Raw genomic sequence first — 22,151 nt, forward strand, 5'->3', positions numbered from 1 at the left:
AACAGATTGGAATGGGGTCTTATTTGTGTTGCCCATAATTTACGGAAATGGACAACAACAGCTCAATCAAAAGCGAAAAACCCCGATCATAAATAGAAAACCTATTGGTTTTCTACTTATGATCGGGATTTTTATCCATATAAAGGTAAAATATAAGAAGTTGTCTCCAAAAGTTCGTTTTTAACGACCTTTTGGGACAACCTCTTTTTTAAAGGACTTAATTTATAAAAAGCGAAATGAGTATATATTCTTACATAAAAGGAGATTTTAACTTGAGCATTTTACAACGATTAATCCAGCAAGCAAAAAATCCTCGCGGGACAATTGGTTCTTCCATGCTTTGTATTATGAATGCTACACATACAAGACTAACAAATTGGGCTTTACAAAAAATACATATACGTGAAGATGCGATTACTTTAGATATTGGTTGTGGCGGCGGTAAAACAATACATACTCTTTCAAGACGAATTAAGTTTGGGAAAATATACGGAATTGACTATTCAGAACAAGCAGTTGAAAACTCGAAGAAAGCCAATATGAAAGATGTAAAAACAGGGAAAGTAATCATTCAGCAAGCTAGTGTCTCCTCTATTCCTTACAATACGAACTTCTTCGATCTCATTACCGCCTTTCAAACGCACTACTTTTGGCCACATGTTGAACAAGATATAAAAGAAGTATTTCGCATATTAAAACCGGACGGTTCTTTTTTATTAGTGGCTGAAACTTTTAAAATTCAATATCATATGAAGAAATGGAAAACGAATGAAGAATTAATAAAACTATTTTATGAGACAGGATTTACAAATGTGAAATGTTATGAAGAAAGAGGATGCCTTTGTGTAATAGGAATTAAGTAAAAAAGCAGACCCTTTGAGGTCTGCTTTTTTACTAGATTAATTTAAAGATACTCTTAATTTGTCTCGCAAATAACCAATTTTTCGTACCGTAGTTATCATTTAAACTATCTAAATTGATAGATTGTCCGTTAGCAAACTTTAATTCTAACGTTGTATTTTTGTCATTTGTTTTTAAGTTACTATTTGTAATGGCATCATACTTTAATTTTTCAATTTCAATATATTCATCTTTTTCCTGTCCGATCACGACATGGTCTTGGAAGAAAAATAATACTTCTACTTTTTTACCGAAACAAAATACATTTTTCGTATAAATTAATGTCGCATTATCAAGTCCGACACATACTTCTTTCATCTCTTCCACAACGTGGCCAAAGTCTTCTTCTTGTCTTGCGTTTGATTCAGCAATCCATTCTTCGATTACTTTCATGTTAATTGCCATACTGTGCCCCCTGGTTCGTTCATTTCTTTATTTAAAAATAAATACTATATGAAAATATAAGCGATACGTACTATGTTTTCAAGGGTGAACGGTATATTCGAAATAAAGTGAAACTTTAATCAGTGGGGGTTTTCTTCATTCCCACTGATTATCAGCCCTCACCAATCGGGCTCTTACTGCCCGCAAATAGCGGGATAAAGTTAAATTTCAAAGTAATCTATTAGGAGAATCTATTTCATTATATTTTAAATGTTTGAACGAGACATTCTTCATCATCGATTAACTGTGTTTTCTCATCAAATTCGATGTTTAGCTCACTATATAATCCCTTCCAAAAAGAAATAGCTGGTACATTTTTTACAAGTTCGATAACAAAATACTGTCCTCGTTTCTCTTTTAGTAAATTCTCAATAACTTGTTTACCGATTCCTTTTCCTTTGTACTGATTCAATAAGAAAATGTCATGAATACTAAAGTCGTTTTCCTTCTTCAAAAATGGACGTTCCAACAATAATAAAAATCCTACAATGCTATTTTCAGCTTTTATAAAATACGGAGTGATTCCATCATTTCCCCAAAACATATGCAAATCTTCGTATTCAAAAAATCCATTTGCTCCAATTGTTATATTAGGAGTGAATGTAGAGAGGTCATGAAGATATAGTGCATACAAATTACGTAATATCTCTTTTTCTGATTCTTGAACGGTTTGAAGTGTTACAAACATTTTTAATGATCCCCTTCCCTGTATGTAACTATTTCCCAATCCTCTTCATTCGACAAAGATGATTATTCCCCTTTAACGAAAAAATAGCACTTAAATAGTGCTATTCTGCTCTTCTTGCCGCTTGCTGAATTGGATCCCAAACGCTGTTATATGGTGGTGCGTAACTTAAGTCCACATCTTCTAAATCGTGAATGCTCATTTTATTGAAAAGTGCCATTGCGATTACGTCAATTCGTTTATCCACACCTTCTTCTCCAATTACTTGTCCGCCTAATAATTGTTTCGTATCAGAACGATACAGTAATTTCAAATAAAGTGGTTTCACATTTGGATAATAGCCCGCCATATTTGTCGAATCTACTTTAACTGTTTTATACGGGATATGTAGCCCTTTTGCTTCTTTTTCATTTAAGCCTGTTCTTGCGAGCGTCAGATTCATAAATTTAATAATACCTGTACCTAACGTACCTTTAAAGGCTCTTCGTTTATCCAGCATATTCAGTCCAGCGAGTCGTCCTTGTTTATTAGCAGTTGTTCCAAGCGGGATATGATCATGAATTTCCTTTATAACGTGGTAATGTGTTGCGCAATCACCAGCTGCATATACGTCCTGCACATTCGTTTGCATATATGCATTTACTTCGATTGCTCCTTTATGATTTGTACGTATATTCGTTCCTTCAAGAAAATCAGTATTTGGCTTCACTCCAACCGACACTAAAACAAGATCTGCTCTATACGTTCCTTTATCCGTTTCAATTTGTTCCACTCTTTCATTTCCTTTAAATGCTTTTACATTTGCATTCGTTAAAATTTCAATATGATGTTTACCTGCTTCTTTATGTATATATTCAGCCATATCTGCATCATAAATCGTACCGATATGATCATTTCGCTCAATCATTCTTACTTTCTTACCAAGTTCGACAAATGTTTCTGCCATCTCAAGTCCGATTGCACCGCCGCCAATAATGGTTACGTCCTCAACTTTATTCGTTTCTAGCATTTTTAATATGCGCTCAGCATCAGGAATTGTTTTTAAAAGGTGAACGCCTTGTAACTCTCGTCCTTCCCACTCTGGCATAACAGGGCGTACTCCAGTCGCAATTAATAATCGATCATACGGAAATTCAAAAACATCTTTCGTCTTCGTATGCTCTGCGTACACCATTTTCTTTTCCGTATCTACTTTCGTTACTTCATGTCGTACTTTCGCATCAATTCCATATTTATCACGAAACGTCTTTACATTACGCGCGATTAATTTTGCCGTTGAAGCGATAGCACCACTAATGACATACGGCAACCCACACTGAGCATACGAATAAATTTCACCTTTTTCTAATGTTACAACATTTGCATTTTCATCGTTTCTAACAATTTGCATAGCTGCACTCATACCAGCAGCATCTCCGCCAATAATGACATATTTCACTTTACCACTCCTTCTTTTTTACATACTCTTTACATTTTCCATATTTTACAGAAATAACACCTACTTCCATTGTAAATTTGTACAAACATTCATCCATTTAACCACCTTTTCGTTAGAAGCTAGTTAATCCTCCAGTAAATGTTTGAATGATCATGTTAAAATAAGACCAAAATATAATCCATATTGCGATTCCGTTTAAAACATTTGCGATAAGAAGAGTGTAAACAAGATCTAGCCCACCGTTATCTAATTTTGCTATAGCTACAATTACACTAATCCCCATATAACTTACAGCTACCGATAGTAATATCGGTAAGAAAAAGATTAATAAAAAACTAAAAAGAAAAGAAAGTACTAATATAGCAATGGCTGGCGTCGCTATTGTTCCCCATATACCAAATACTTCAAGAAATGAAAAAGATGATTTCATCATCTTTCCACTTACAAAAATAATAAATCCGACAAATAAAGTTAAGATTAGTAAAAATAAAAAGACCTTTATAGACTCTCCAAAGAAAGAAGGCGTAGATAAATCTGGGGCTAATGTTCTCGTAAGCGCTGCCCCAGCGCTCATTATTCTATAAAAAATACATGCTCCTAAAAAACAAATAAGTACAAGGCTTGTAATTCCATTTCGTACTTCGATATTGCCGCTTTTTATAATCGCTGTTGGTGCTTGTAATGCTTGTTTAAAAAACTGAAAATAGCCACTTGCAAACCGCTTCGCTTGCTCTACCGTTTCATTTGGTCGAGTTTCCTTTGCTTGTGCTACACGTGCTTGTTCCGGCCCTTCTTCTTGGACACTACTTGCCACTACTTCTTCCGTTAACGAATGTCCACAATTTCCGCAAAACTTTGCCTCTGCTGCATTCTCCGTATGACACGCCGGACATTTCATTCTCTCATCCCTCCTTAAGCATATACCGTATAGGGTGTTACAAATTCAATATATGACTTTGTACATAAAACATGACTACAAGAAAAAGATTCTGAAATCCTTCTTTCAAAAGAAAATATATATGCTAGCAATCTTGAAAAATAATGCTATTATGAAACAGAATAAATAATATTTTTAACAGATTGGATGAAAAACAATGGAATTTGTAAACTCACTTTTTCAAACACTCCTTACAAGCGTAATCCAATTATTTTCTTTAATTGGCGTTATCATTGTAATTGGATTTCTATTAGGCTATTTAGAATCTCTCACACGAATGTATTGGTCGAGAGCTTTCGGAAGAAAAGGATTCCTTTTAACTGCGTGGATTGGTGTCCCTATTCACGAACTTGGACATGCCATTATGTGCGTATTATTCCGTCATAAAATTGTAGCAACGCAGTTTTTCCCAACAGATACAAGTCAAGGTGCTTTAGGTTACGTACAACATCAATACAATCAAAAAAGTGTATATCAAAGAATTGGGAACTTCTTTATCGGCATCGGGCCTATTATTTCTGGTATTACGGTATTAATACTTTTAATGCGCTATTTCGTACCAGATTCATATTTCTTATTTAATACAACTCTCGAAAAAACAATCGCTTCTACTTCTATTAATATAGAAATGGTTCAAAACATGCTCTTGTCGACGTTTGTATTGTTGAAAAGCTTATTTACAATAAGCAATTTATTGAATCCTTCCTTTTGGCTATTTTTATTTATCGCCATTTGTATTTCTGCACATATCGCTTTAAGTAAACCAGATATTAAAGGATCAATAGACGGTGTTATCGTCATGTTTATCGTGTTATTTTTATTCAACATAATAGCAGGACTATTTCAGTACGACAGTAACCAGCTCATTGGAAAAGTGATGAAGTATAATATGTACCTCATTGCGTTTTCTAGTGTGGCTCTGCTGTTCTCTTGTCTTTCTACACTTGTTAGTTTTGGATTTTATAAGATGAGAAGAGGGCGTTCATTTTAAATATAAAAAGGGTACGGATTATATAATCCGTACCCTTTGTAAAGGACATTTTAAAAAAAGTTAGGCAGCCATAAGAAGGTGATTTCTGTATTCAACAAGAGTCATCTTCTTTAAATTCCACTGATATCTATGCTGGTTATAGTATTTCATATAAGCTTTAATTTCTTGTTTTAGCTGGGCGAAAGAGGTACAAGTTTTTATATGCGTTTCATCTTTAAAATGCCCGAAAAAAGATTCTTGAGGGGCATTGTCCCAACAGTTTCCTCGTCTTGACATGGATTGCCCTAATTTAAATTTTTCAACTAACTTTTGATAGGTCGGACTTGTGTAGTGAGCTCCTTGATCAGAATGAATATAGGCATCTTCAGTCAATCGAATTTTTCTATTCTTCTTTAAGTTATGAAGAGTCGTCGTTACAATGTCTAACGTGAGTTGTTCGGAAACGTGATAGGCTAAAATTTCATTCGTGGAACCATCTAAAATGGTGGATAAATATGCTTTCTGATTCTTACCATAAAATAGGTAGGTGATATCTGTCAGAAGTACTTTTCCAGGAGTACCTTGCCTAAATTCTCTCTTCAATCGATTTGGTACCACGAAATGTTCTTTCGTCGCTTTCATCATTCTTTTGTAAGGATTCGCCTTACGAATCGGGCAGATAATCCCGTATTTCTTCATAATTCTACGAATGCGCTTCAAATTGTAGATAACTTGAAATTGCCCCGCCAATGTCATTTTGATTTGACGAGCTCCTTTTTTTCGGTTTTTGAATCGGAATGCCTTTAATACCAATTCTTTCGTTATTTCATCCTGATCCATTCGGTTCTTTCGCTGACTTTGCGAGGAAACAGTAAAATAATTATAGTATCCCGAACGTGAAACACCAGCGATTCCACACAAACATCTCACCATGTTTTTGAGGTTGTATTTTTCAATAATAGAACGAATCAACACATATTTTTGACTAGGTTGTAACGCTATTTCTTTCCCACCCTCCCTTCCATAAGTTTGATCTTTTTTAACAGTTCACTTTCAGCTTTTAATAAGTTTCGTTCCGCTTCCAAACGTGCGTATTTCTCTTCTAATGTAAGTTCTCTCTCTAGCTTTCTTCCTGAGTTTTCCTTTCGTGTATCTCTTAGGCCAAATACACCATTTTTCTTATAGGAAGTACGCCATCTATTTCCTGATGATATAACACGTTGTATGCCAATGATCTCTACATCAAATCCAGATTCTTCAAAAATAATACGAGGAGATTTTCCTTTTTCGTTTTCTTCCATAAAAATACGTTTGAATTCATCCGTATAGGTAATGCCTTTTTGGCTGACCGATTTTACGTATTGGTTTTTTGATAGTATTTGAATTTTTTTCTGTAAATAGTTTTTTCGTCATTTTGACATTTCTCCGATTCTCATTTTTCTCTCATTATACAAGAAATACCCTATAGAATAGACTTTTTTTAAGTGTCTATTCTATAGGGTACATTTTAATATTTTGGATATCTTTTTATTTCAATATATGTTTTTCATAAAGATATTTTTCTGGTGATGCTACTTCGCAATTTTCTCCTTCTTCCAAAAAACGAGAAACGATAGAATAATGAGACGCACCAACTATAAATAAACTACGTTTCTCAGGTGAATCAATTAAACGTTCAATATTCGAATACATAATTAAATTTCTTTAGTAACAAAACAAACGGATTCGATAAAAAATACACCACTATATCATTAGTGATGTATCTTTCCAATCCGGCATTTTAAGCAAGTTATTATATTTAAAAATCTTGTTTAAAACTAATTATCCCTCTTAACTAATCATTTTTTAACTTTATACGGAAATTTAATATTATTTAAATTAATTCGGAAAAATTGTGAGTATTTAAGAGTTCCAAGGAATTGAATAATGTTTTAGAATCCTCAATTCTCCCAACTTTGTATTTCGAATCAATTTGTTTGATAAATCTTTCAATCGTTTTCCCAGGGCCAATTTGAATAATCGTCTCTACTCCAAGCTCATTCATTTTATTAATGGTCTTATTCCAAAGAACAGGTAACTTCACTTGATTTTTCAATAAACACTTTACCTCTTCATCTTTCATAATTTCTGCGCTTACATTACTAATCACAGGGATTTTCATACTTTCAAAATGTATTGTTTCTAATAAAGCCCCAAATTTTTCGGCAGCATTCTCTAATAAAGATGTATGGAAGGGACCGCTCACCTTTAAAGGTACTAGGGCATCTATCCCTGAACTTTCCAATAAATTACAAGCGTAATCAACCGCTTCAACTTCACCACCAATTACTGTTTGATTCGGTGTATTATAATTAGTAGGAGAAACAACTCCAACAAAACTTGCCTCTTTGCAAGCTGCTTCAATTATTTGTATATTTCCACTCATGACTGCTATCATTTTCCCAGTCCCTTTAGCTGCCGATTCCCCCATAAATTTTCCTCTTTGGGAAACCAATTTTATTGCTTTCTCAAAAGATAAAGCTTTACTAGCCACAAGTGCTGAGTATTCTCCTAAGCTTAATCCTGCAACCACATCGGGAATAATTTCTTTGGATTCAATTAATCTATTTAAAGCGACACTAACAGTAAGAATAGCAGGTTGTGTATACTCAGTTTGATTTATTAAATCATTTTTTATAAAACAAAGTCTCGCCATATCATATCCTAGTAAATCGCTTGCTTCTTCAAAAGTTTCTTTTACAATTTTTTCATTTTCATACATTTCCTTTCCCATGCCAACATACTGATCTCCTTGGCCACTATAAACAAATGCTAATTTCATATCTTCACCTCATAATTCATAATAATAAAATCTTTTTCTAAACAATCACGATGTTTCCTTATACATGTATAATACTTCTAAATGAAAACTTAGCCTTATACTAAATTATTGTTAATTATTGTCGCGATTTTTCTAAATTCTTGAAACAAGAAAAAATGATCTCCATTAAATTCATAAAATTCACATTTCTCAAATGATAAATCCTTCCACTTCTCAAGTTGATTTTGATTTACCCCTTCTTTATCTCCATAAAAAATTGATATATCACAAGCCATTTTTTCATGACTTTCATATTCATAGCTCTCAACCATCTGATAATCGCTTCTTATTATTGGTAAAAAAGCATTACATATTTCTTCGTTATCAAATATTTCCTTTGGAGTACCTCCAAGCCCCAATATTTTATCTTTAAAGTTTTCGTCATTTAGAAAAGAAATTTTCTCTTCAAGATAATATTCAGTAGGAGGGTAATTACCTGAGAAAAATAAGTGTAAAGGTTCAATAGAATATTTTTTTTTCAATTGATGATAAGTTTCAAAAACTAGCCAAGCTCCCATACTATGTCCTAAAATAGCAATTGGACTATCCTGATGCTTTGCAATAATACTACAAATATCTGAAACTGCATTTTCAAAGGACTCATAAAAAGGTTCATTAAATCTACTACCTCTACCTGCCAATTCTAATGGTATTAAATCAATATTAACATTTACATAACTTCTTAATTTGTTATAGGCCATAGCAGATCCGCCCGCATATGGTAAACAAAAGAGTTTTATTTTTTTCATAGTGCAACTCTCCTTTACTTCTGTTCCTGTACATAGAATAAACCAATAAAATTTAAATAACCATATATAAAAATTTATCAATAATTATAATTTGTTAAAAGTAAATGACAGATTTACTACTATTTAAGAATTATTTTGTAATAATTTCTCGTAATATACTTTCATTTTTGGCCTTTGCACTTTCCCACTTTGTGTCCTCTCTATTTTATTAATTTGGACTACATTTGTAACCTCAATCCCTAGTTGACGATTTATTTCCTTTGCAACCATACCTTCTAGTTGTTTAAATCTGCTAGTTGAAACATCACATTCTATTAAGATAATTAATTCTTCAGTAGATTTATGCCGATTATATCGATTAACAGCTACACTCGAACCTAATTCAAATATTTCTAATTTGTCTACCGCTCTCTCAACATCATAAGCATAATAATTTTTTCCATTTATAATAAACATATCTTTTTTTCTTCCGGATATATACAAATTATTCTGATAAACAAACCCCACATCCCCTGTATCTAAATATTCAGAATCAAATACCTTTTCTACAACACCTTTTGTAGTATAAATTCTTTCTGATAAAACTTTTCCTTTTAAATTTATATTACCAACTAACCCCTCTTTAAGAATATTTCCTACATCATCTAATACTGCTAAAGTACAGTTCTCAATCATTGTTCCTACATTTACTACGGGGACTGCACGTTCATCATCTTTAGAAACTAATTGAATCTCGTCTCCAACCTCCATTTTATCCCTAGTAACAAAAATCTCCTCTAGGGGTTTTTCTAATTCAGATATGCTAACAATGGAAGTTGCTTCAGTTAGACCATATGCTGCACTCATGCTTTTATGCTTCAAACCACTTGATTTTAAAATCCCCCAAAAATTATTAGCTATTTCAGTTGAAATTAGTTCAGATCCATTAATAATTAGCCTAATTTTACTTAGATCCCAATCGAAAGATTTTTCAGACGAATGATTATCGATAAACAATTTATACCCAAAGTTTGGTGAATACAGTTGAGTAATTTCAAACTTACTAGCGTAATGTATCCATAATTCTGGATTTTGAACAAATTCAACAATAGGCATAACATATTGCTTTACTTTATTATATGTTGAAGTTAAATGAAAGATAATTAGACCAAACACATGGGTAAAAGGCGTCCAATTTAATGCCGCATCATCACTACTTATTCCAAACTTTCTTGTTAACCCTTTAATACTAGAAACAACATTTTCATTACTCAATGAAATTCCTTTAGGTTCACCAGTAGTTCCTGATGAAAATAATACAAGCACTTCATCAATAGAAAAACTATCAATTATTTCCCCTTCTCCTTCATATTCCAGAAAATCCAAATTATCGATAATTATCTTTCTTTCTATTATTTCACGTTGATTATTCCGCACCATTACCTTTTTCATAAATTTATTATACTTTTCATCAGTTATAACATAAGAAGCATTTAATGAATTTATTACTTTCTCTAAAGAAAAAAAATGTTCAGAATTAAAACCTCTTGTATAAGGGACAGGAATTGCTCCACCTAAAATACATGCCCATAGCAAATGTATGGAAACGATATTGTCGTCACACTGAAAAATGATGTAATCACCTTTTTTTATTCCTCTCTTTTGCAAGAATTTCAAGAGGCGTAATGACCTCTTGAAAATATCTGCATAAGAATAATACACCTCTTCTTTTTTTTCTATAAATGTTATGCCGCGATTCAATTCTGTGGAAGTATTCATTAATATATCTCTAAGTGTTTCCATTTCTATCTCTCCATCAATAATTATAGTAAAAGAAGACTATTCAATTTTTTTAGTAATTCCGATAAACACTTCTTATTTAAATAATAATAAGTTTTATTTTGTATTCGTTCGCTTTCAACTAACCCTTGTATTGACATAATTCTCATATGATGTGAAATAGTAGCATTAGATAAGCTCAATTCTTTTGCCAACTCACCTGCATAAAGCTTTTTATCTTTTAAAAGTAATAATATTGCTAATTTGCTACCATCAGCTAAAGTTTTTAATATTTCTTGCAGGTTGTCTAAATCATCATCCGACCCATTCTCTAAAAAAAACTGATCAGATTTTATCCCAATTCCTAAATAAATATTATTTTCCTCTTTCGAAATAGATAACAGATACGGTGTTATGGTTGGGAATATATTGATAATTTGATTTTTATGGTATTCCGTTCCTTTCAACATCTCAATTATCTTTATAAAATATGCTATAGGGAGTTCTTTTATCTTCTCAAACCATACGTAGTCCCCATTTTTAAGCTCAGAAAATGCATTGGTCAAATCACTGTCTATTTTCTGCATTGTATTAATATATTTCACAACTGTACTGTGAGGATTTTTGAAAGTTTTCAAAATACCCCACTTGTTATTTGATGTTACAGATGAATTAGATAATAATTCGTAAAAATGATTCTCTTCTAAATAATATTGGTTAGCTTCAAATCTTTCTTTTCTCTTCGTTAAATGTTTGATTGTATCAATAATATTTAAACGAATTGAATCTTCGTCCATGCTGTTCATTAAACAATATATTTCACTCGAATCTTTATCAAATATATCTTTGGTTTTTATAATAGTTGTTGCAATACAATATATATTTCCGTTTATTACTTCCTCATAAGAAGTTAAACTAGAGAAATAAAAATCTAGAAATTCATTGTCTAATGATTTAATTTTTTTTATTCTGTTTAATAAATTAATGTATTGAAAATCTAAATCTTGCCCCATTTTTTGGAATAAGTCTCTATAAAATTCATTGTGCCTAAAAAATAATATAGCTGCTTTTTTATCGTAATAATCAAGCGGTATCCCGAATCGAATATTCTGCAAATGCTTCCCCTCCACTTTTCATCTATTATAATTTTATTGTTTCAATAGTAGCAATTTCTTCATGTCCAGGACAAATTATAGTATCTGAATTACATAGCTGCTTTAATTTTAAAATTGATGTTTCAAGTATTGCTTTATTTCCAACTTTTTTATCTGGTTGAGGAGTAATTTCTTTAAATAATGTATCCCCAGTGAATAATAATTTATCGCACATTATTCCTATACTTCCCTCTGTATGTCCTGGACAACTGTAAAATTCAAATGCCAATCCATTTATATCTATTTTTTGAGTATCTTCCACCTGAATAATATTACTTATATCACTAATAAAACTTTTATTCATAACTGCCAATCCATTACTAACTATATCATTAGCAAAAGATAGTTCATCATGACTAATTATCACTTTTGATCCAAATAGCGCTACTATCTCCTCAGCAGAAAAAATATGATCAAAATGTCCATGGGTTAGAATTAAGTAATCAATACTATTTATTGAAAGTTCTAAAAGAATTTCTTTTAGATTTTCAATTTTTATTCCTGCATCAATCATTATACACCCATCTTTTTTATTTATTAAATATGCGTTAGAATTATTAACACCATTTTGCAGTTGATAAACTACCATATAATCCGTTTTAAAAATCATATTAACTATACTGCTTTTTGAAATATGTTTTTTCGTATTTCTAACATATTCAAGTATATCTAACAATGTTTCATTTTCAATAAAGTCTTCAAGTTCCAGGCTTTTAACTTCTTTTTTCAATTCATTAAACATACTAATTAAACTTAGAGAGTCCCCTCCAACGCTATAGATATCTTGTTTTAAAGAAACCTCAGTCAATCCAAACGTTTCAGCCCATACCTTTACAACTTTATCTTCATAATCCTCTAATTCAATATCTTCAATAAGCTTATACTCTAATGATCCATCGCTAAACCAACATCTCAATTTTTCAAAATGATATGTTGGTAATGAGACTACTTTTCCTTGGGATAGTATATTCCAATCTACTTTTTTCCCATTTACATAATCAAGGCAGTATTTATCGTCACCTGAAAAGGAATTTTCCATATTCAATTCCGATAATATATTTTTACTATAATAAATTCCGCCTCTTTTAATATCATTTTTTTCGTCCCGACTTAAAAAATGACTACTAGCTTTTAAACACTCGATTACCTCATCAATGTTAGAAGCCTTAAATACTATTTTAAATTCATAGTGATCTCTTCTATTATTTAAAGTATAAGATAGATTTTGCAGGTTAATCTCTTTATCTTTTTGTATAAAATCTACATACTCTTCTATCAAGTTTTTCAAGGAATTTATTGTTTTTGCAGAGAACGTGAAATAGTGAACTTTGCCTATTTTATATTCATCATTTGGATTATTATACTCTGCCAGTAATATATTACAATTAGTTCCACTCATTCCGTAAGAACTTACCAATCCGGTATTATTACCATTTTCTAAATCAAAAAAATCATTTTCCGTATTAACGTATACTGGAGAATTATTAAAATTAATTTTTTTATTTGGAGTACTAAAATTAGCGTTTCTAGGAAAAATTCTATGTGTCATAGATAATACACCCTTTAAAAAACCAACGGACCCAGATGCGCTTAATGCATGTCCGATATTATTCTTCACACTTCCCACAGCAATATTTTTTATCGTTGTTGAAAATTTCCCAATAGATTGCTTTATCGTCTCAATTTCAATAACATCCCCTAAGTTGGTTCCTGTGCCATGTGCTTCGATAAACTTCAAATTGTTAATATTAACTTGCGACTTTTTTATACACTCGGTCATTACGTGACGCTGTCCTTCCATACTAGGAGCTGCAAGACCAATGGTATTTCCATTATTATTAATTTCTGAAGAATCTACTATACAATAAATGTTATCATTATCTAACTTTGCCTTATAAACCGGTTTTAATATTACAGATACAACACCCTCAGCAAAAACTGTACCATCAGAATTTTCATCAAATGCCCGAGTAGAACCACTTTTCGATTCAATTCCTAATCTAATATCCGTTTCTATCGGCAAAATATTAATGCTAACACCACCAGCAATAGCTATTTCACACTCTTCATTATCAATCGCTTTACAAGCTTGATGTATTGCTACCAAAGATGAAGAACATGATGTATCTATCACCATACTAGGCCCTTTTAGATTAAGCTCATATGATACTCTACTAGCAATCATTGAAGGTAAATTATTTACAATTCCTGCAGGATCACTCATTCCTAAATCATATAATATTTTTTCATACGTAAAAATTGAATCATTATTACTGGCACCAACATACACTCCAGTATTAGAACCATTGATTTTCGATTGAGGGTATCCAGCATCCAATAAAGCCTTTACGCTCGTTTCCAAAAATAATCTTTGTCTCGGGTCCATTAATACAGCATTTTGATGCGAAATATTAAAATATTTGAAATCAAATTTATCTATGCTCTCTATAAACCCCATTTTTTGAAAACCATTGTTTCTATGTGTAAATTTTGACATCACATACTGAGCATCTTTTTGACGTTCATCACCTAGAACACTAATACTTTCTATACCATTAATCAGATTTCTCCAAAATATTCTATGATTAGTTGCATTAGGTAATTTAGCTGCAACCCCAACAACTGCAACCCTTTTATCTTTAAACTCTTTTCGGAAATCATTTTTTTCACTATTCAAATCAAAAATATTCTCCATAGTTTCATCTCCTATTTTTAGGATTCAGCTCTCCTTGTCACATAGAAGAGCTAAATTCTATCTTTTTACATAGCCTTAATAATATTAATCAGTAAATTAAACATTTTCTCTACTAGATTATCCCCTATCGTTCCGTTAGAACACTCTAATTTCATCATCATTTTTTCTTCCACTATTTCATATTCAAAATAAATGTCATAAATTTCAAGATCATTATATACATTAGTATTTTTCCCATGGTGTATACAAGCTGTCAGTGGATTATCCATTCCTAATTTTTCAACAATAACTTCTAATTCTCGATAATAGCTTATTTCATAAGTTTTCTTGATATTTTTTCTCTTAATTAAACTTAGAATATCTTTCCAATTCATATATTCTGTTAATTTATAACCCCTATAAAAAATTAAATTTGAAGTAGAGTTTTCGGATGCAAATAGTACATGATCAGAATTTATTACCCCACCTAATACATATCCAAAAGCAGTCTCAATCTGCCCCTGTATTATCTCTAAATTATCTTCAAAATTTTTACTTATGGAGAAAGTAAATCTTGAATTTTTGTGCTCTCCATTAAGTTCAGATAAAGATTGCTTTGAATAATTTGGTTTAATTCTTATTACTTTCTGCTCATTAAGATTGGAATTTTTCAAACCATCTAAAAACTCCCCTAATTCTTCTATTGTTTGATACTTAAATAAATCTGTTACAGTTAACACCGGTGATTCCTTTTGTAGTGTTGAAAAAAGGTTTATTAACGTTACTGAATCTCCACCTAGATCGAAAAAGTTATCTTCAACCCCAATACTTTCACTTTTGAAAATTTCTTTCCATTTTTCTATTAACTTCTCTTCAGTACGTGTTTTAGGTTTCTTCTTCTCTAATACAGGAGTTGTAACTTTAAGCTCTTTCAATAGTTTAACGTTTACTTTTCCATTATTAGTTAAAGGAATTGTATTCACTTGTATAAAGCTTGATGGAATCATGTAACTTGGTAATTTATCCCCTAAAAATTGTGTCATATTGTTTGAATTCCATTTCTTGTCTCCAACAATATAAGCTTGCAAACTAGAACTTTTGTTTTCCTTAACTACATTTAATACTTTAACCGCCTTAATACCAGGATATTTCATAATTGTATTCTCTATTTCACTTAATTCAACTCGATACCCTCTTATTTTTATCTGAGAGTCATCTCTTCCAAGAAACTCAATGTATCCTTTAGAAGTCATCTTTCCAATGTCTCCTGTTTTATATAAACGCCCATACTTAGGGTGTTCAATAAATATCATTTCTGTTTTTTTCGAATCATTTAAATATCCTTCGGCTAAACCAGAACCTCCAATATACAAATCTCCTTTTACTCCTAATGGACAAAGTTCTTGAGCAAAATTTAATACATAATATTTTTGATTACTTAACGGATATCCATATGGGATACTATTCCATTCTTCTAGTATTTGTTCTATCGGGTAATAGATTGACCAAATTGAAGCCTCTGTTGCTCCACCTAAACTAATTACTTCGCTTCCTACAAATTGCTCTTTAATTCTTTCTGGTAATGATAGTGGAATCCAATCTCCACTTAGTAACACCAATCTTAAATTAGGTAAGTTACTGTAGTCTATGATTTCGCTCTGAATTGATTCACTATAATCTATAAGCATTTCCATCACTTTTGGAACTGAGTTCCAGATTGTAATGCCTTTTTGCAATACTATTTCACGTACAGTTTTTACATCTCTTTGATCTTCAATTAACACTAATGTCGCGCCTGCTGCAAACGTTCCAAATATATCATATACAGATAAATCAAATGATAAATTAGACAGTCCAATTACTTTATCTTCTTCCGTTACATTAAATTTAGAATTAACATCTAAAATTGTATTGACTACAGCCTGATGCTTAATGACAACACCCTTTGGCATACCTGTACTACCCGACGTATAAATTGTATAGGCTACATCACCTGGATGATTTATTATTTCAATATCACGTGTAGACTCTTCTTTCAACATTTTCGAAATAAGATCTATATCTAGGATTTTTTCACATTTAGAATCTGCAATAATTTTATCTTTTCTTTCCTTTGGGATATCTGGAGATAAAGGTATATATGCGGCTCCAATTTTTAATATCCCAAGAATTGCACTTACCGTTTCTATCTTTCTTTCCCCAAGAACCGCAACGTAGTCGCCTCGCTGCACTCCATTTTGGATTAAGTAAGCCCCAATACAATCGGATTGCTTATCTAATTCAGAATATAATATAGTACGTTCGCCTTCTTCAATAGCAATATTATTAGGATTCTTATTTACTTGATCCATAAATAAAGAATGTAAGGACCCTTTTGTAAATTCAATAAATCCAGAATTATATTCAAAATATTCATTTTCAAGTTTCTTATAAGTTTCGTTAATACTATTTCCATTTGTATATATAATACTTAAATAATAATCAAACATTTCTTGTAATTGATCTTGCTCAAACAATTGCGCAACATAATCCCAACTTAAAAGAATCCCATTATCCAATTCTAGTATTTGATGGTCTAAAATTACTTGAGATGTTTGACTCACTGCATTCTCAAGGCTTCCAAAATTATCAAAGCCATCTATATTAGTATTATTTCCAAATAACATACTTGTAAATACTATAGGCATATTTGCAGCTTTAGGATCTAAATCATTATACTTAATATAATCACGTAAAAACTCTACTCCATCATATTGCCTATGTTCTAGGGCAGACATGAAATTCTCTTGGATTTGCTTCGCTTGAGTCCAGAAGTCATTTTCTTTCGAAAAATCTACATCAACCATTAGTAATGAGGTAAAATCACCAATAATTTTATCAACATCCTTGTGAACCGATTGTCTATTGAATACAGTTGTATTTATTGCAAGCTTAGCCTGATTGGACCACTTAGATAATGTTTTTGCGTATGCAGTAAACAAAGCAATTGCTGGCGTTACTTGATTAGCAGCCGCCAAATCCGATAGATTTTTCCATTTATCAAATGATAATAAATGATCCATCCTTTTAAAAACAGGATTTTTAACTTCTCCTATTTTCCCCTTTAATGGTAATTTAGGTGATGATGGGAAATCTTTTAACTTGTTAGTCCAAAATTCTCTATCAATTTCATACTGTTTGTTTCTCACACTCATATTTTCTATATAATCTCTATATGACATCTCAATTAGTGGCTTTTCTTTCCCGGTTATATAATAATCAGAAATTTCTTTGAAAAGAATAAGAATACTTGCTCCATCTGCAATTAACATGTCAATACCAAATAACAGCCTATATTCTGTATCTGATATTTTTATAGCTTTAAATTCAAATAAAGGCCAAATTTCAGGATTAAATACTCTCTGCGAAACCATTCCCCTCATTTTCCCAATCGATCCAATCTTTTCTTGGCTATCCATGCGGCTCACATCTACTACATCAACAAAATATTTTGGGACACAATCCAAGATTTGTTGTCTTCCGTCAGGAAGAATTACCGCTCTTAACATTGGATGTCTTTCGATTACATATTGAAGACTTTCATTAAATTTATCAATGTCAATATCCGTTTTCAATTCAAGGTAAGCATGCGTCGATGTACCCCCTAATTCAAATTGTTTACTTCTTCCGGCTAAATATGCCATTTGAATATTAGTTAACTTGAATGGTTGATATAAAGACTTCGTATCAACTTCAAAAATATTTTCTCGATAATTATTGATACGCTCAGATTCATCGACATAAGATGCTAATTTTCGAACAGTAGGATTATTAATAAAATCTTTAAATGCCAATTTAATAGAAAAATAGCTTTCCACTGCAGTAATAATTTTAATAATAACTATTGAATTTCCTCCAACATCAAAGAAATTATCATCTATTCCTATAATTGACATTTCCAAATGCTCTTTCCATATATCTAAAATTTTCTCTTCCGTTACCGATTCAGGAAGCGATTGTATTGTATGAACTTTCAATAGATCCACCTTTAATAATTCTTTTTTATCTACTTTTCCATTATTGGTTAAAGGAATATTTTCCACTTGAGTCATATAGCTAGGTATCATATAACTTGGTAATACCATTTTTATATAATTTAAAATATTTTCAATGCTTATCTTTTCTTCATTTACAAAATAGCTATAAAGTACTTCCATGCCTTCTTTATTTCTTTTATTAAGAACTACAGCATTCTTCATACCTTTATATTGAAGAATCGTTTTCTCAATCTCCCCTATTTCAACACGATATCCTCTAATTTTAACTTGAGAATCCTCTCTACCTAAAAATTCTATATAACCTTCGGGGGTCATTTTACCCATATCACCCGTTTTATATATTCTTCCAAGCTGCGGATGATTTATAAATGCTGTATTCGTTTTTTCTTGATCATTCAAATAGCATTCTGCTAATCCCATACCACCTATATATAATTCACCCTTTACGCCGATTGGACAAATTTCATTCGCGTAATTTAAAACATAGTATGTTTGATTACTTAACGGATAACCATAAGGTATACTCTTCCACTCTTCTGATACTTCTTCTATCGGATAATAAATGGACCAAATTGAAGCCTCTGTTGCTCCACCTAAACTAATTACTTCACTTCCTAAAAATTGCTCCTTAATTCTTTCTGGTAATGATAGTGGAATCCAATCTCCACTTAGTAGTACTAACCTTAAATCAGGCAAGTCACTATAGTCTATTATCTTATTATTATTATTAATAGATTCACAATAATCTACCAACATTTCCATTACCATCGGAACAGAGTTCCAAATAGTAATTCCTTTTTGTAAAACTGTTTCTCTCACTACCTTTACATCCCGTTGGTCTTCGATTAATACCAATGTAGCTCCAGCTGCAAGCGTTCCAAATATATCGTATACAGATAAATCAAAAGATAGATTAGAAAGCCCGATTACCTTATCTCTTTCTGTCACATCAAACTTAGAATTAATATCTAAAATTGTATTCACTGCAGCTTGATGTTTAATCACAACACCTTTTGGTGTTCCTGTACTTCCTGATGTGTAGATGGCATAAGCTACAGAATTCGGCTCATTAACTGGCTCTAAATCAGCACCTTCTTTAACTTTCAATAAATCTGCAATCACTTCAGCGTTTATAATTGTTTTACAATTAGACTCCGCCAATATTTTTTCTTTTCTTTCTTTTGGAATATCTGCAGCCAACGGTATGTACGCAGCTCCGATTTTTAATATCCCAAGGATTGCACATATTGTTTCTATCTTTCTTTCTCCCAATACCGCGACATAATCTCCCGGAACTATTCCTCTATCTTTTAAATATGCACCAATAATATTGGCATTATCATTCAATTCTTCATATGAAATGGAACGGAATTGTTCTTCCACTGCAATCTTATTTGGAATATTAATAGCCTGTTTTTCAAATAGAGAATGTAACGTTTCATTAGATATTTGCCTTTTGGTATTATTGTATTGAATAACTATTGAATGGTCTTCGATAGTTCCATAAGATTTATCTTCTCGAACTAATGAATGAATTCGACTAATATAATCCTCAAAAATTTGATGAATGGTTTTTTGATCAAATAATTCTAAAACATAATCCCAAGTTAAATTAATACCATTGGCAGTTTCCGTAACTTGATGGTCTAGATATACTTGAGATGTTTGGCTTACTGCCATGACATTTTCACCTAAATCATCTATATTTCCAAGATCAAATGTCTTTCCAAACAACATGCTTGTAAATACCACTGGCATATTTGCAGCCTTCGGATCCAAATTATTATATTTGATGTAGTCCCTTAAAAACTCGACGCCATCGTATTGTCGATGTTCTAGAGCTAACATAAAGTTTTCTTGAACTATTTTTGCTCTTCTCCAAAAGTCTACGGTTTCTGTAAAATCGACGTCTAGCATTAATAACGAAGTGAAGTCTCCTATTACTTCATCGATTTCTTTATGAACCGGTCGTCTATTAAAGACAGTTGTATTGATAGCCAATTTAGATTGATTTGACCACTTTGATAGAACCTCTGCATAAAGTGTAAAAAGAACTATTGCAGGTGTTACTTTGTGTAAAGCAGCTTTTTTTGATAATACTTTCCAATTCTCATCGTTAATAACATGGCCCAATCTTTTAAATGTAGGTTTTGTTACCTTAGATACTTCCGTTTTTAATGGTAAATTAGGTGGCTGTGGAAAATCAGATAACTTATTCATCCAATATTCTTTATCAGCAATATACTCTTCACCTTTTTTCTCAGAATGTAGAATATAATCACGGAATGAAATATCCATTGGCTTTTTTATTTTATTATTAAAATAGTAATCAGCTATTTCTTTAAATAACATTTGAATACTCGCACCATCAGCAATTAGCATATCGATACCAAATAATACTCTGTATTCACTCTCCGATAATTTAAATGCTTTAAATTCAAACAGTGGCCAAGTATATGGATCCATAATTCGTTTAGAGACTTTGTCCCTTTCCTGACCAATAGAGATAGCTTGCTCCTCTTCAATTTGATCAGTAATATCCTTTATTTCTATTTTATAATTAGGTACTTCAGTTAACACCTTTTGAGTACCATTATCTAAAAATACAGTTCTTAGCATAGGATGCCTATTTACCGTATGTTGAATACTTTTTTCAAGTTTATAAATATCCAACTTAGTTCTCAGCTCAAGATATGCATGAGTTGATGTTCCACCCAGTTCAAAACTGGTACTCCGACCTGTTAAATATGCCATTTGCACATTAGTAAGCTTGAATGGTTCATGCCATAAATCTTTTTCAATTACAATTTCATCTCTATCTATTTTTTTAATTAGATTTTTCTTACCAATTAACTTAGCAATTTCTTTAATAGTACCCTTCGTAATAAAATCTTTAAAACTGATTTTATGGCTAAACTCTTGTTCTATCGCGTTAATTACTTTAATTATCAGAATGGAATTACCACCTAAATCAAAAAAGTTTTCATTAATATCAATTTCTTTTATTTCTAAAATATCCTCCCAGATCTTCTTGATCTGGATTTCTTGTATCGTACGAGGTTTTTCCCCCTTATCTTTCCATGCATTCATATCTAGACTTAATAGGTGTGATTTATCAATTTTCCCATTTTCAGTGAGAGGTAATTTTTCTATATGTAAAATTTGATTTGGCACCATATATTTCGGCAAATTTTCGTTTAAGTACTTATATACATTTTCATAATCAATGTTTGAGCTACTAACTAAGAAAGCACATAACACATCATTATTATTAGAATCTTTCTTTACAAGTACGGTAGCATTTACTACATTTTCAGAGGCTTTTACTAAGATATTTTCAATCTCCCCTATTTCAACACGATATCCCCTAATTTTAACTTGAGAATCCTCTCTACCTAAAAATTCTATATAACCTTCGGGGGTCATTTTACCCATATCACCCGTTTTATATATCCTTCCAAGCTGCGGATGATTTATAAATGCTGTATTCGTTTTTTCTTGATCATTTAAATAACCTTCTGCTAATCCCATACCACCTATATATA

General features: G+C 31.6%; 13 protein-coding genes and 1 pseudogene. 2 read left to right on the forward strand and 12 right to left on the reverse strand.

What is annotated here, in order from left to right:
- The first annotated feature begins 272 nt into the window (after positions 1-272).
- Positions 273-863 (forward strand): class I SAM-dependent methyltransferase, encoded by a 591-nt coding sequence (locus CO726_RS28455; protein ID WP_099686511.1) that lies wholly within the window; start codon positions 273-275, stop codon positions 861-863.
- Between the two features lie 31 nt (positions 864-894).
- Here CO726_RS28455 and CO726_RS28460 read toward each other — a convergent pair whose 3' ends face one another.
- From CO726_RS28460 to CO726_RS28480, 4 genes are all read right to left on the reverse strand, one after another.
- The gene (locus CO726_RS28460) at positions 895-1,305 is read right to left on the reverse strand and encodes a DUF3908 family protein (protein WP_099686512.1); all 411 of its coding nucleotides are present in this window, start codon (positions 1,303-1,305) and stop codon (positions 895-897) included.
- 238 nt (positions 1,306-1,543) lie between these two features.
- Positions 1,544-2,032 carry a GNAT family N-acetyltransferase gene (locus CO726_RS28465; RefSeq protein ID WP_099686513.1) on the reverse strand — a complete coding sequence of 163 codons (489 nt, stop codon included), beginning with the start codon at positions 2,030-2,032 and terminating at the stop codon, positions 1,544-1,546.
- Between the two features lie 100 nt (positions 2,033-2,132).
- On the reverse strand, positions 2,133-3,467 hold the full coding sequence (locus CO726_RS28470) for an FAD-dependent oxidoreductase (protein ID WP_099686514.1): 1,335 nt from the start codon (positions 3,465-3,467) through the stop codon (positions 2,133-2,135).
- A 112-nt stretch (positions 3,468-3,579) separates the two neighbouring features.
- On the reverse strand, positions 3,580-4,365 hold the full coding sequence (locus CO726_RS28480) for a zinc ribbon domain-containing protein (RefSeq protein ID WP_099686515.1): 786 nt from the start codon (positions 4,363-4,365) through the stop codon (positions 3,580-3,582).
- 196 nt (positions 4,366-4,561) lie between these two features.
- Here CO726_RS28480 and CO726_RS28485 point away from each other — a divergent pair, with 196 nt between their 5' ends.
- Positions 4,562-5,395 carry a hypothetical protein gene (locus CO726_RS28485; protein ID WP_099686516.1) on the forward strand — a complete coding sequence of 278 codons (834 nt, stop codon included), beginning with the start codon at positions 4,562-4,564 and terminating at the stop codon, positions 5,393-5,395.
- Positions 5,396-5,455: 60 nt separating this feature from the next.
- On the opposite strand, the pseudogene CO726_RS28490 reads toward CO726_RS28485, so the two are convergent.
- The 8 genes and pseudogenes from CO726_RS28490 to CO726_RS28520 form a co-directional block, all read right to left on the reverse strand.
- Positions 5,456-6,787, reverse strand: a pseudogene (locus tag CO726_RS28490) (IS3 family transposase).
- A 114-nt stretch (positions 6,788-6,901) separates the two neighbouring features.
- Positions 6,902-7,066, reverse strand: a complete 165-nt coding sequence (locus tag CO726_RS32005; RefSeq protein WP_169513098.1) for a DUF5694 domain-containing protein — start codon at positions 7,064-7,066, stop codon at positions 6,902-6,904.
- Between the two features lie 181 nt (positions 7,067-7,247).
- On the reverse strand, positions 7,248-8,195 hold the full coding sequence (gene fabD / locus CO726_RS28495) for an ACP S-malonyltransferase (RefSeq protein ID WP_099686517.1): 948 nt from the start codon (positions 8,193-8,195) through the stop codon (positions 7,248-7,250).
- A 95-nt stretch (positions 8,196-8,290) separates the two neighbouring features.
- Positions 8,291-8,983, reverse strand: a complete 693-nt coding sequence (locus CO726_RS28500) for a thioesterase II family protein (RefSeq protein ID WP_099686518.1) — start codon at positions 8,981-8,983, stop codon at positions 8,291-8,293.
- A gap of 123 nt (positions 8,984-9,106) precedes the next feature.
- On the reverse strand, positions 9,107-10,765 hold the full coding sequence (locus tag CO726_RS28505; protein ID WP_099686519.1) for an AMP-binding protein: 1,659 nt from the start codon (positions 10,763-10,765) through the stop codon (positions 9,107-9,109).
- Positions 10,766-10,785: 20 nt separating this feature from the next.
- On the reverse strand, positions 10,786-11,856 hold the full coding sequence (locus CO726_RS28510) for an ArsR/SmtB family transcription factor (protein ID WP_099686520.1): 1,071 nt from the start codon (positions 11,854-11,856) through the stop codon (positions 10,786-10,788).
- Positions 11,857-11,881: 25 nt separating this feature from the next.
- On the reverse strand, positions 11,882-14,590 hold the full coding sequence (locus tag CO726_RS28515; protein WP_099686521.1) for a beta-ketoacyl synthase N-terminal-like domain-containing protein: 2,709 nt from the start codon (positions 14,588-14,590) through the stop codon (positions 11,882-11,884).
- Between the two features lie 65 nt (positions 14,591-14,655).
- On the reverse strand, positions 14,656-22,137 hold the full coding sequence (locus CO726_RS28520; RefSeq protein ID WP_099686522.1) for a non-ribosomal peptide synthetase: 7,482 nt from the start codon (positions 22,135-22,137) through the stop codon (positions 14,656-14,658).
- Positions 22,138-22,151 lie beyond the last annotated feature (14 nt).

It is taken from the genome of Bacillus fungorum (genome assembly GCF_002746455.1).
Classification (GTDB): domain Bacteria; phylum Bacillota; class Bacilli; order Bacillales; family Bacillaceae_G; genus Bacillus_A; species Bacillus_A fungorum.